This is a genomic window from Myroides sp. A21, assembly GCF_000807225.1.
Taxonomy (GTDB): Bacteria; Bacteroidota; Bacteroidia; order Flavobacteriales; family Flavobacteriaceae; genus Flavobacterium; species Flavobacterium odoratimimum.
Genome location: NZ_CP010327.1, coordinates 3018913 through 3032261, shown reverse-complemented (window position 1 = coordinate 3032261; position 13349 = coordinate 3018913). Strand labels below are relative to the sequence as shown.

The 13349-nt window shown below is 32.9% G+C and carries 12 protein-coding genes; 3 read left to right on the top strand and 9 right to left on the bottom strand.

The annotated features are described in order from the left end of the window. Nucleotides 1-67 precede the first annotated feature (67 nt). The 9 genes from MYRA21_RS13595 to holA all read right to left on the bottom strand — a co-directional run bounded on the left by MYRA21_RS13595 (nt 68) and on the right by holA (nt 10586). Nucleotides 68-1024 (bottom strand): hypothetical protein, encoded by a 957-nt coding sequence (locus MYRA21_RS13595; protein ID WP_144246098.1) that lies wholly within the window; start codon nt 1022-1024, stop codon nt 68-70. A gap of 28 nt (nt 1025-1052) precedes the next feature. Next, entirely contained in the window at nt 1053-1454 is a 402-nt protein-coding gene (locus tag MYRA21_RS13590) for a hypothetical protein (protein ID WP_039329401.1), read from the bottom strand. A gap of 30 nt (nt 1455-1484) precedes the next feature. Next, complete coding sequence (locus MYRA21_RS18670; RefSeq protein ID WP_052237543.1) at nt 1485-2693, bottom strand: restriction endonuclease subunit S; 1209 nt, start codon at nt 2691-2693, stop codon at nt 1485-1487. Continuing rightward, nucleotides 2687-5134 carry a type I restriction-modification system subunit M gene (locus MYRA21_RS13580; RefSeq protein ID WP_039329399.1) on the bottom strand — a complete coding sequence of 816 codons (2448 nt, stop codon included), beginning with the start codon at nt 5132-5134 and terminating at the stop codon, nt 2687-2689. Before MYRA21_RS13580 ends, MYRA21_RS18670 begins: the two co-directional genes overlap by 7 nt. Nucleotides 5135-5280: 146 nt before the next feature. Continuing rightward, nucleotides 5281-5751, bottom strand: a complete 471-nt coding sequence (locus MYRA21_RS13575) for a hypothetical protein (protein ID WP_052237542.1) — start codon at nt 5749-5751, stop codon at nt 5281-5283. Nucleotides 5752-5759: 8 nt separating this feature from the next. Then, complete coding sequence (locus tag MYRA21_RS13570; RefSeq protein WP_039329397.1) at nt 5760-6602, bottom strand: hypothetical protein; 843 nt, start codon at nt 6600-6602, stop codon at nt 5760-5762. 1312 nt (nt 6603-7914) lie between these two features. Next, on the bottom strand, nt 7915-8910 hold the full coding sequence (locus MYRA21_RS13565; protein ID WP_006258619.1) for an IS110 family transposase: 996 nt from the start codon (nt 8908-8910) through the stop codon (nt 7915-7917). A 470-nt stretch (nt 8911-9380) separates the two neighbouring features. After that, entirely contained in the window at nt 9381-9569 is a 189-nt protein-coding gene (locus tag MYRA21_RS13560) for a CAL67264 family membrane protein (protein WP_006259008.1), read from the bottom strand. Between the two features lie 12 nt (nt 9570-9581). After that, nucleotides 9582-10586, bottom strand: a complete 1005-nt coding sequence (holA, locus tag MYRA21_RS13555) for a DNA polymerase III subunit delta (RefSeq protein ID WP_006261083.1) — start codon at nt 10584-10586, stop codon at nt 9582-9584. A 54-nt stretch (nt 10587-10640) separates the two neighbouring features. On the opposite strand from holA, the gene MYRA21_RS13550 reads away from it, so the two are divergent. From MYRA21_RS13550 to MYRA21_RS13540, 3 genes are all read left to right on the top strand, one after another. After that, nucleotides 10641-11105 (top strand): type I restriction enzyme HsdR N-terminal domain-containing protein, encoded by a 465-nt coding sequence (locus MYRA21_RS13550; RefSeq protein ID WP_039329394.1) that lies wholly within the window; start codon nt 10641-10643, stop codon nt 11103-11105. Nucleotides 11106-11404: 299 nt separating this feature from the next. Beyond that, entirely contained in the window at nt 11405-12403 is a 999-nt protein-coding gene (locus MYRA21_RS13545; RefSeq protein ID WP_006259012.1) for a glycosyltransferase family 2 protein, read from the top strand. 79 nt (nt 12404-12482) lie between these two features. Further along, a complete protein-coding gene (locus MYRA21_RS13540) occupies nt 12483-13316 on the top strand; it encodes an OmpA family protein (protein WP_006263472.1) in 834 nt (277 codons plus the stop codon). The last annotated feature ends 33 nt before the right edge of the window (nt 13317-13349 follow it).

The following is a 13349-nucleotide window of genomic DNA, read 5'->3' as shown; positions in this document are numbered from 1 at the left end:
TGAATTAAGCACTATATCAAAGTAATACATTATCTATAAATATCATACAAATACTCCTCACTCTATACTACTTCTTCCCTTTACTTGTATTTAATTTTCTATCCATAAGTTGCAATTCTGTTTTACTTACAATTAATCTAAATTCTTTTTCAAGTTGAACTAAATCTACTGATTGAAGTAATTGCTCTAAACCAAATTCCTTTTTATAAGCTGCTAATGTTGGTCTACTCACAACTTTTTTAGGTGCTTTTTTCAAAATATCCGTCAACTTAATAAATTCTGGTATTTTGTGTTTTAATTCCTGGATTATAGTATGTTGCGAAACTATATGATCTATAGAAATCTCACTTAATTTATCGCTGCAAAATGGTTCAAATTCTTCAGAGTTTGTTGGTGTATATATAACTACATTTTTATTTCCGCTTACTATTGAAACGCTATCGTTTTTGATTTTTAATTCGCTAATATCCTTAAATAAAATAACCTCCTTTTCTGAATGGTGTATCTTTATTCCATCAATCATATCTTTTATAATAGCATCAAATGTTGATTTATTATTAGTTTTATCAAAAAACTGTTTTATTAAACTGATCGGAAAATAAATATCCTCGTAAAATCGATCTTGTGTTATCAATCGAAACATGAAGTTTTTATGCAACTCATCAGTGGTATATACTTGTTGTGGGCTATTGGTAATTTGCTCTAATATTTTCTCAGTTGCTAAATTAACAACATCTGTATTTAATTCATTAGTATCATTTAAAAACTCCCCATAAGCACGTAATCCTGATAAATAGTTTTGTATAGTTTTTGGTGATTTATTCATTTTTTGTCCAATGCCTTTTTCGGATAACACATCAATTACCTCAGCAACTATATTTATATCTTTAACTCGTGACACATTGACATTCATACACAGAAATGCATTGCGAACATAAGAGTCATAACTTTCTGCACTTTCTACCGAAGTGATATTATTGTCTACAAGCCAAAACATAAAGACCTCATTCTTATCTATTTTCATATTTTCCTTCTTTAGATTTTTAATACCCCTACACAAACAAAAAAATCAACGCTCCTGGTATTGCTCCTTGTACTGTACTGATTACTTTAGTCGAACTTGTTGAATTACCTGAATAGATATACTTACCATCGAAAGTGTAAATTATCTTAGTTGAACTTGTAGAATCTCCTGAATAGATATGCTTACCATCAAATGTATAAAGTACCTTAGTCGAACTTGTTGAATCTCCTGAATAGATACGCTTACCATCAAAAGTATAAAGTACCTTGGTCGAACTTGTTGAATCTCCTGAATAGATATGCTTACCATCAAATGTATAAAGTACCTTAGTCGAACTTGTTGAATTACCTGAGTAGATACGCTTGCCATCAAAAGTGTAGATTATTTTCGTTGAACTCGTTGAATTCCCCTGATGAATCGTTGTTGCCATAATTATAGTTTTTTGATTGTTAATTCTTTATTAGTTCGTAGGGACTAACCTCACCCTACCTGTCAGTAGCTCCTGCATCATCCCTTGCTTAATCTGCTTTGCCTTCGCTAACTGCTCTTCTAACAGCGCTATCTCTCTATCCATATCTGATAAGATAGTTGCTATACGCTCTTGTTCAGGAAGGGATGGAATATTAAATGATATTGCTTTAATCTTATTAGGGCTGATTTCTAAAAAAGTACTTCCACTTGCATTATTCAAAAGTTCACTTTTCTTTGTTTGCATCATATAATAAACAAATTCGTAATAAACATTTTCCTTACAAACTAAAGATTGAAAACCTTGATTTGTACAAGCTTCTATTTTTAAAATCCCCACATCCCCAATACCTGCCCTTGTAGTCAACAAAATACTATTCACAGGCAATATATTTGCAGAACAATTTTTTAATCCTAATTCTGTAATTTTCCTATTACTATTATACAAATACTTATCTATTCCAACTTCAGTTGGCGTAAACCAGATAATATTTCCATTCCAATATTCAGAAGTAAATGTACTTGGAGTTCCGCCACCTCTAACATCGCAGACATCCCCCAATTTCTTCACTTCCCACCCTTCCTTAGGTGTCAGTAGCTCCTGCATAGCCCCTTGTTTAATTAATCGTTTCTTAGCGATTAACTCTTCTAAGCTGTTTATCCATTCATCTGTATCACTTAATGCCTCTGCTATTGCTTCTTGTTCTTTTAAGGGAGGTAACAAAATACTTGTACTACCAATAGTCTTTAATCCTAAGTTTTTTATAGTTGTTCCTGTTAGATTATCTTCAAAATACGTCTTAACGTTATTAGATTGTAAACAATAATATACATAATACTTACTGTTTTCATTTTTCACATTAATATAACACGCACTTTTACCTAAGACTACTTTTTCATTTTTGTATAGAGCTAGATTTCCTATAGTCCCATTAATAGATAAAAGAATTGTATTATTTCCTAAATCTCTTTTATGCAACTTAAACTCATCTTTAGAGACAGTCTTAGTCTCCGTATTTATTTTAATTACTCCATCACTAAAATTATTTCCATTTATAAAATAATATTCTTCATTGTCAGAATAATTAGGAGTTGAATGAATACCATCACCTATTCTATGAACTATTTCTTTAAACTCCTTAACCTCCCATTCCACAGGGATCACACCTATCTCTGTCTGTTTATATCCTTCTCTTACCATTGTAATCCCATTTTTTGTAAGTGAGCTTTTACCTTAGCTGCTGCATCTGCTACTTCCGTTTCTAAAGTAGGCAATGGAGTAGCATATCGATCAGCTAATTCTTTAATACGTTGCGTAAGGTTCTGGCTGATGCGTTCTTGTTCTTGTACTAATGTACTAGTCAAGTGTAGTATCCATTTATTTTTCACTACTAATGTCTTGATTTCTTCTACGCTAAGCATAGGGTACTTCCCGATTACCTCTTTCTCTAAGTCAATCTTTAATACCTTGATTAAGTCATTTGCTTTCTTCACCGCATCTGTCTGAGCGATATAGTCTTTTAGCACAGCTATTTCTTCTTTAGTCAAAGTACCTTTTCGCTCTTTCAGCACTTTCTTTACCTCTGTAGCATTTACCTTCTCTAAGTCAGCGAATACCCCATCTTCTCCACTGTGCTCTTCCTCTAACTCTGTCATACGAGCTTGAGCAGTTTCAACGATTCCTTCTTGCTCAATGATCTGATCTTGCAACTCTGAAAAGTACATTTCAATTAATAAGTCAGGTGAAATCATTCGTCCTTCGATACCTGCTAATCCTGCTACTTCTTTGTCTTTTGCTGTTTTGCCATCTTTGCCTTTTTTGCCTTTAATGATCAAACGCTTATACTCATTCCCTGCTTTCCAGCCATCCATCACCACAGAGTACACATCATCTTGCATCACCTCTCCCCAATAACTCATTAGGTGTTGATACATATCATATTCATCGATTAGTGGGTATTGTCTAAATAAAGACAATATCGTTCTACTCGCTTCTTGAATCACCATTAAAGGATGATCACCTTGGGCTAACTGTTTCCACGATGTCTCAAATGCTGTCAATTGAGCCAAGTAAGCATCTGTGGTAATCTGATTAAATCCTACAAATTCTTTATGCTCTAATATCATTGATTTTAATACAGTATCTTCAACCTTTAAAGTCATAAAACCTGGACGCAACGCATGGAACAAATCCTCTTTTAAATTTGGAAAAGCTTCCCAGTATTTCTTTAATGCCTCTATATCAACAGACGGAATACCACCTACTAAGTGTGCCTCTATATTCTGTATATCTTCTATCTCTTGTGTATCGATATAGCGTGGTATATTTAGATTATAGTCGTTCTTAGCATCTGCTATATCACTTATTTTTATACTCTTACTATATTTAGGCAATTCTTGCTTTGTTGTAAACACATCCGTTATCTTGCGGATATCTTGCTCGCGAAGTCTATTCTTATTTCCATCTTTCTCAAAACCTTTACTTGCATCGATCATAAAGATTTCCTTGCGATCTTTAGCCCCTTCTTTATCTAAGATAATAATACACGCAGGAATACCAGTACCGTAAAACAGATTAGCAGGCAATCCGATGATTCCCTTTATCAATCCTCTCTTTAGAATATTCTTGCGTATCTCTCCTTCTGCATTACCTCTAAATAGTACCCCATGTGGCAATACCACTGCTGCCTTTCCTGTCGTTTTTAGAGATTTGATAATGTGTAATAAGAAGGCGTAATCTCCATTCTTCTCAGGTGGAGTGCCTAACTCAAAACGATTGTATTCATCATCTTTCCCTATTTGAACTCCATTACTCCAGTTCTTTAAGGAGAACGGTGGATTAGCTACGATATAATCAAAAGTTTGCAGCTCATCCTTTTCTGCTCCTGGAGTAATAAACGCGGGACGAGATAATGTATTATCAGCCACAATATCCGCAGTCGGACAGTTGTGCAAGATCATATTCATACGCGCCAAATTGGCTGTAGCTGTTTCTTTTTCTTGTCCATATAGTTCAATCAGCTTACCTGCTTCTAATGCTACTTTTAATAATAACGATCCCGAACCACAAGTAGGGTCATACGCTTTAGTCTGTGTAGTGGAGTTCTCAGGTGTGATACCAATGACCTTCGCTAAGATACGAGATACCTCTGCTGGTGTATAAAACTGCCCTTTAGACTTACCTGATTCTGTAGCGAAGTGACGCATTAGATATTCATACGCATCTCCTAAGATATCATCTCCCTCAGCAGTATTACCTGAGAAGTCAAGGCTCGGGTCATTAAAGATACGCACTAAGTTAGATACTGTATCTACTAAGTCTTTTCCCTTACCTAACTTGCTTTCATCATTAAAGTTTGGGAACTCATTTAACTTATTCGCATCTCTAATAGGTTCTAAGATTTGCTTATTCATCTTATCCCCTATTTCTGTATTTCCGATAAGCCCTACCATATCTTCAAAAGTAGAACCCACAGGTACTTTAATTGCACCGAATGGTTTGTCTTTATATTTATCTGATATATACTTCACGAATAACATCGTCAATACATAATCCTTGTACTGAGATGCATCCATTCCTCCTCTTAATTCATCACAACTTGCCCATAATGAGCTATATAACTCTGACTTCTTTATTGCCATCTTGATTCTTATATTTTTTCAGTGTAAATATACATATCACACTGCTTTTAGCCTAATGCTACAAGTGTTTAAAGATAAGGTGACTTCATAATAATATTGTACGGAAAACCGTAAAAGAGGAGAAGATAATAAAGAGATAGCTTTGACTATTTTTTTAAATTCTTTAGCTTATCACTAATTTCTATAATGACAAACACTGATTTAGCTGTATCCCATAGAATATGGATAGAATGAAAGAAAACAGCATAAATAATAGAATGGCAAACTAAATCTTTATATTGAAAAACTAAAACCTTCGATCCTTCTATAACAAGAATAATAGTCGTAATTACAATAAGGGCTATTTGTTCTTTTAAAGAAAAAAGCATTTCTTGAATACTTTCTTTAAAATTAATCCCTTCATATTTTGCAACAATCTCTTGTATCTTAGATACAGTAACTCCTAACGTAGCAGCATTTATAGCTAGTAACGCCAAAAGTAGGGTTAATATATTACTTTTTAAAAATTCAATTAATAGATTTGATTCTATAGCATTTGCTACTATCTCTAAAAAAATAGAGATAGCAAAGCAAATTGCAAATACTTTAATAAAACCAAAAAACTCTTTAATTTTCATCTTAAAAACTACTTTAATATATTTTTGACAGCGTCTATTACTTCTTTACCATTAGGGCCTTCTAAAGTTACTTCATCTATTTCAATTTCTATTGGATTTTGTTTAGAAGATATTTTTTTTGTGTAACCTTTAATTGCAATTTTTACACTTCCTCCCCCTTGAGCAGCATATTGAACCATTCCTTTCAACGTCGTATTATTCTCATTAATATTTTCTAACGTTCCTTCTGAAGGTGCTTTAAACTCTAACGTACTTTCTTGACTATTCAACCCATTAGAAAAATCTTTAAACGCTTGGTCAAGAGATTTCGAAATATTAGCCAAATTAGGTTTAATATACTTTATTTGAATTGATTTCAATTCTTCTCTATGTATAGTTATTGTTTTCCAAATTGCAACTTCATCAAATTCAGCTTCAATCTTAACACTTAATCCATACTTACTTAATTCTTTATCTAGTAATTTAAGCATAATATTCTTAACTACATTTGCTGAAGAAAAGGCTTTATTATCAGTACTTATCGCTATTCTTTGTACAGTATCATCATTATTTATCAATATATACTCATATGGATAAGTTTCTACCATTCTTTTCTCAAAGTCCTCAACAATTTCCGTAGTCTTACTATTTGCTATTTTCATTACAAAAATTCCACTATCTTGAAACTCTAACTTTAATATATTACTACTATTCTTATAGTAATCTACTGCTTCTAAAGCTTTTTCAAAGAAGTAATTTTTCTTGTTTTTTAAATCTTCTTCTGTAAATACTTTTGATTTTCCATCAATAGTAATGCTAATTTCTTCTGTAGATAATGGAGATAAATGATATCTATAAACTTGAAAATTCATAATTTATGTTTGTTGTTTATGTTTAAATAGTAAACTTACCCTCTTTATGAGAATATATTATACGGTTTTCCGTAAACACCTAGAATATTTGAGTAAACAACAGTATCTCATAAATATCTACACACCAATAGGATAAGATCCCTCCTTTATTGAGATGACATAGAGGACGTGAGTGAGAATGGAATGAGATACCTCCTATCGTCAGCATGATATGTATTGTGGATTCAGTGGACGGCTTTAAACACAGAACACAGCATATTATACATTGTATGGCAAGTTTAAGCATTAACTCCTTGAATAAGGACTTTCTATCCATTGGGGTCTAGCTGTGTGTTAGACGGAAGTATTCCGTCTCTACTGATGTGACGAACGTAGTACACATGACGCATCACATCTATTCATTCAAATATCAGCTCTATTGACTCTTCACATAACAATATAAATGAACTCTGTATAATATTGAAGGGTGTATATCTAAACTCGTTACTAATTTATTAATCTTAATTGGGGTATTTATTATCTGCTGCAGCATTGGCATTTTATCCTTAATTACAAAGACATTTTTTACAACTCTTATAATATGTCCTTTTAAGGAGAATAATTCATCACAAGCTACTCCCTTATATCCTTATTTTGATAGCTATATTCACCACCAACACACCTTCACACTACATACAAGAAGAATACCCAGAGTATAAAAGGAACATCCTTCGACAAAAGCCTTATTTAGCCCACTAAAGTCCTAGCATTGTCCTACAACTGTCCAAGGATCCAAGAAGAAGCCCTGATTTTACTAGGGTTAAAAGCTATATAACGTTGAGTACTACAATAGACCAATTCATAACAAACAACTGAATATTAGTTAGTTATATAAAAAATAAACTAAAAAAAAGTATACATTTTTTTGCTTTTCAAGCCTTATTTCACTGAAATAAGAAGAAAATGCGGTAAAAAGAAGGGAATTTTAAGGGAGAAATAAGATTTTTTGATGATAAATAGGTGCTTTTTTGAAAAAAAGAAAGTGTTTTTTTTGATAAAAGTTGATCAATTTTTTAATTGAAGTTGAATAGATATACTGGACGGTTATATATCACGGATTAAAAATCCGCGATAACGAGACGTAATGTACGCACCTAAAGCCCGAAGGGCTAAGATTCATAATTATTAATTTGATTACTATGATAAAAGCAAATCATTATTAATATATTTTACACCTTATTTTTGAGAATAACTCAATAAAACAAGGCATATCTAACCTGAGGATTATATCCGTATTATCCTCTATTTTTGTTTCTAATTCAATGTATGATGTTTATGCTACTTGTCGTACCTCATAAGCTTTTTTATTCCTAACACAAGAACATATACGCTGTACAAGCTTGTTTCTAACATTGTTTAAAACAAGCATCTTATGCTTACCTTCTCCAACTTTCCTCTCGTAATAAGCCCTTATCTCTGGGTCCCATCTAACAGCTGATAAAGCACAGAGATGTAAAAGTTTTTTAAGCTTTTTATTAGCCATAAAGTGTACTTTAGCTTTGCCTCTTACACTTTTACCTGAAGTATATTCAAAAGGGACAACACCACAATAAGATGCTAATTGTCGAGAGTCTTCAAATGATGTAAACGCATTGGTATAACATATTAAAAACATCGCTGTAATATCTCCAACACCTCTTACAGAAATCACACAATCAAATATCTCAGATACCTCTTGATTTTCTCTAATAAGAGTATTTAACTGTTCTTCAATCACCTTTATAGCGTTCTCTAAAGCCTTGATAATAGCCTTATCATTTTTAGACAAAACCTTGTACAGTTCATCATTAAACCCCTTAAATTCGTTGGTTCTTACTTCTATAGCTGTCTTATGAGCTATACTCATCTCTCGCTGTCCCAATAGAGCCTGAATCTTATTCAATACAGCCTTTGATGCTTTAAAGAGCTTCGCTTCTTCTTGATTTTTCTTAGCATACAATGCTATCCTTTTAGAATCTATCTTGTCATTCTTTCCTCTTTGTATTCCACTACTTCTTATAATTCTATAAGCCATTTCTACCCATAGATTACAATTCTTTGAAAGCAAAATATCTACTAAAATATTTTTATAAATACCTGTATGCTCCATACATATCAATGTTTCCTCTACACAACATCCTTCGCTTTTCATCCACTTCATAAATTGATCAACTCCCGTTTTAGTGTTTTCAAACTGATTGTGTTTACAAGAATTAGCATCTACATAAATAGCTACATCAAAATAATCTTTGGAAATATCTATTCCGATAAATTGTGTAAATTTGTCCATATGATAATTATTTAAGGCAACCTGTTACTAAAATATCATCTAAACCTTAATACTAGACCTCGACGTCTTAATTACTAGTCTGATACTCTTTAGTAAAATCAATAAAGTCCTACTCGAATTTTAGGGCGTTATCCTTGTAATTCGTCTGGTTCACTTTGTTGATTAGGTTGTTTTATTTATTCTCTACAATATTATCATATTCTCAGTTAGCAAATCTAAAGGAAATTCGTAATTCCCTAAGGGAGATGGGATCTTTCGTTACACTCAAGAAGACATATTAAATCGTTATATCTCACGGATTAAAACCTTAAATCCGCGATAACACGAACGTAGCGATTGCATGATATGTATACCGATAGGACGTATATACATACCTCATGGCGAAGCCAAACATTCTTAATTTTTAATTCCTAATTCTTAATTGTTTAAAAAAGAAGAGGAGAGCAATGCTCTCCTCTTCTTTTTTAAACTTATACTCTTCCTTTTAAGGCGTTAAAAACCCATGCTATTGCAAAGAAACCGATTCCTACAGCTGTGAATCCCCACCCTGCGATTTCGGAATATTTAAATGCTCCTAGACAGATTAATAAGATACCCATCATAATCATAATCAACGTAGCATATCCTAGAATCTTATTCTTGTTTAAATTGTTCGGCATTATTTATTTATTTTAATTAAATATTTTGATTAACATCTCCTTAAGCAGTTCTCCTTGTGGCATCGCCTGAGCTCCTACTCCCTTACTTTTAAGGTCTACATCCTTTAGATGTGCAATGATACTACTGACTTGCTTCATCTTATAGATTCTAAAACCCGTTTCATAGTCTTTTATTGCGTATTGACTCACTTTTAATTGTTTCATCACATTAGATGGTGACTTATCTTTCAACCCGTGATATAACAAAAGCTTAGAAAAATAAGAATAAACAAGCCCCATTGTCAATACGATTGGGTTATTCTTTGGATTCTGTGCAAAGTAATTTGCAATTTTATACGCTTTGAGTTGATTGCGGTCTACAATAGCTTTAATCAATTCAAAATTATTAAAATCTTTACTTATTCCGATGTTCTTTTCTACTACTTCTGCTGTGATTTGTACTCCTTTTGGTACAATTAAAGCCAATTTATCTATCTCATTCGCTATTTTAGACAAATCTGTTCCTAAGAACTCTACTAGCATTGCAGAAGCTTTAGGATCTATACTATACCCTTTTGCAGTAAGTAATTTCTTAAGCCAAGCTTCTATCTGATACTCTTTTAACTTCTTACTTTCAAATATGATACCAGACTTCTCTATCGCCTTGTAAATCTTCTTTCTTTTGTCTAATGTTTTGTACTTATAGCAGAATACTAATACGGTAGAAGGTTGTACTTGTGCAGCATAAGATTCTAATTGGTCTATAGAACGTGCTAACTCTTGAGCTTCTTTAACAATGACAACTTGCTTTTCTGCCATTAAAGGGAATCGCTTTGCATTAGAAACAATGTCTTGAACAGTGACATCTCGCCCATATAATACCATTTGATTAAACCCCTTCTCTTCTTCTGTCAATAGATTATCTTCAATATACTCAGAGATTTTATCAATATAATACGGTTCTTCCCCCATCAAAAAATATATAGGAGCAGCATTCCCTGCCTTTATATTCTTTATTATGTCCTTTACTTGATCCAAAATATTAGTTTTAAATATTGCTCAATACCAGTAGAAAAAAAATATCTTTGCTTTATGCAAAGACTGAATTTCCCACCGTTTGATTTTCGTTTCAAAAATAGTGAAAATAAGCTATCTATTTTTGATGTTATCCGTAAAAAGTTTATTCAGCTTACTCCTGAGGAATGGGTAAGACAGCATGTAGTACATGATTTGATCTATACTAAAGGTTATCCTCTTTCTCTCATCAGTGTAGAGAAAGTAGTGAGAATTAATGGAATGACCAAACGATATGATGTGGTGATTTTTAGACCTAATGGTGAAATCTTTATACTCATAGAGTGTAAAGCGCCTGAGATAAAAATTACCCAAACAACATTTGATCAGATTGCTCGTTATAATTTTCAATTAAGATCAACCTATCTGTATGTCACCAATGGACTAAATCATTACTACTGTCAAATGGATTATGAGAATAGTAAATATGTGTTCTTAAGAGAATTGCCGAATTATAATGAGGAATTAGGAATGAAGAATTAGTTTACAGTGAACGGTTGACAGTGAACGGTTGACAGTGAACGGTTTACAGCATTGCCCTACGGGCATAATGTACTTAGATGATGTGATACACTATATATTGATAACATATACCACACAACATCACGATTTCACTGATTACTTGACAGTGAACGGGTAACAGTCTTACAAAGCTATAATAGCTCAAAGTCGGGAGACTTTGCGCAGCGAGCAACAAGCACGGATTAATCAAATCCGTGCTAACAGATAACATATACTAAACGACATCACAAAAAAACGATTTCACACAAAAGAAAAACAAAATGAATAAAAAGTTTGCCGTAGCTATTTTAAATTGGAATGGAGAACAGCTGTTAAGACAGTTTCTTCCTTCTGTACTGAAGTATTCGGACAAAGCTAATATATACGTTATCGACAATGCTTCTACTGATCAGTCTATAACTGTTCTTGAACAAGAGTTTCCTTCTGTTCATATTATTCAAAATAAGCAAAACTATGGTTTTGCTCAAGGATATAATGAAGGGTTAAAAGATATACAAGAGCCTTACTTAGTACTGTTGAATTCAGATATCGAAGTAACCGAAAATTGGTTAGACTCGGTAGAAGAAATATTTGATAAACAACCTCGAGTGGCTATTGTACAGCCTAAAATTCTTGACTATAAACGAAAAACGCACTTTGAGTATGCAGGTGCTGCAGGTGGCTTTATAGATTCGTACGGATTCCCATTCTGTAGAGGGCGCATCTTCGATACCATAGAAGAAGATAAAGGACAATACAACGATATTATAGATATATTCTGGGCATCTGGTGCTTGCTTTTTTATCCGTAATGAAGTTTACCAAAAACTAGGTGGGCTCGATGAAGACTACTTTGCTCATCAAGAAGAAATAGACTTATGCTGGCGAGCACATCATCTAGGACATAAGATTAAATACACGGGGTATTCTACTGTGTATCACGTTGGTGGAGCAACTTTAAAGTATCAGAGTCCAAAGAAGACTTATCTTAACTTTAGGAACTCTCTACTTACTTTGTATAAAAATCTACCTTCTAAAGGCAAGTTTTCTACTATCTTTTTGAGATTGTGCTTAGATGGCATCGCAGGGGTAAGGTATATGCTTATGTTACAACCTAAACATTGTTTTGCAATTGTTCGTTCTCACTTTGCATTTTACAAACGTATTCCTATCTTCAAAAAAAAGGTATCAAAATCTCCTGTAAAAGAGTATTATCGAACTAAATCAATTGTTAAATTATATTATATTCAAAAACGTAAGACTTATATTAGAATATTCTAATTAAAATAGTTTAGGCTTTTCTTTCTATATTGCCATCTATTTGCTATATTTGACAAAACAATTCAATCATTTTTTAATTATGAAAAAAGTAGTTTTAGGATTATCTGTTTTAGCCTTGACATTAGGTTCTTGTGGTACAAAACAGAAAATTGCAGACTTAGAAGCTAAAAACAAAGAAGTACAAGATTTATTAAATACATGTACTATAAAACTAAACTCTGCTTTAGCTGAGAGAAATGCTTTCTCTAACGAGATCGAGCATTTGAAAAAGAACAACTCTGACTTATTAAGCAATATGGGTAACATGACTATGTTAACTTCTAAAGGTGCTGAAAACTTAGAGAAAACTTTGGAGAGCATGAAAGAGAAAGATCTTAAGATCACTCGTCTTCAAGATGCAATCACGAAGAAAGACTCTGTTACTTTAGCTTTAGTAAGAAGTGTGAAGAAAGAAGTTGGTTTCGATGATCCAGATATCCAAGTTAACGTAGAAAAAGGTGTAGTATACATCTCTATCGCTGACAAATTATTATTCAAAACAGCTGGTTATGAAGTAAGTTCTGAGGCTAAACGTGTATTAGCTAAAGTAGCTGCTATCGCTAAGAGCAAACCAGACTTTGAAGTAATGGTAGAAGGACATACAGATAACGTATCTATCAAAAACGCAATGATGAGAGACAACTGGGATCTAAGTGTTAAACGTGCGGTATCTATCGTTCAAGTTTTACAAAATGACTTCCAATTAAACCCTTCTCAATTAGTTGCTTCAGGACGTGGAGAGTATGTGCCATTAGTAGAAAACGATACTCCTGAGAACAAAGCTAGAAACAGAAGAACTAGAATCGTTTTACTTCCTAAGATTGATCAATTCTACGATATGATCGAGAAAGAAATGAAAAGTATGACTAAATAATTTTAGTTATTAAAATAAAGAAAAGGGCTGTCT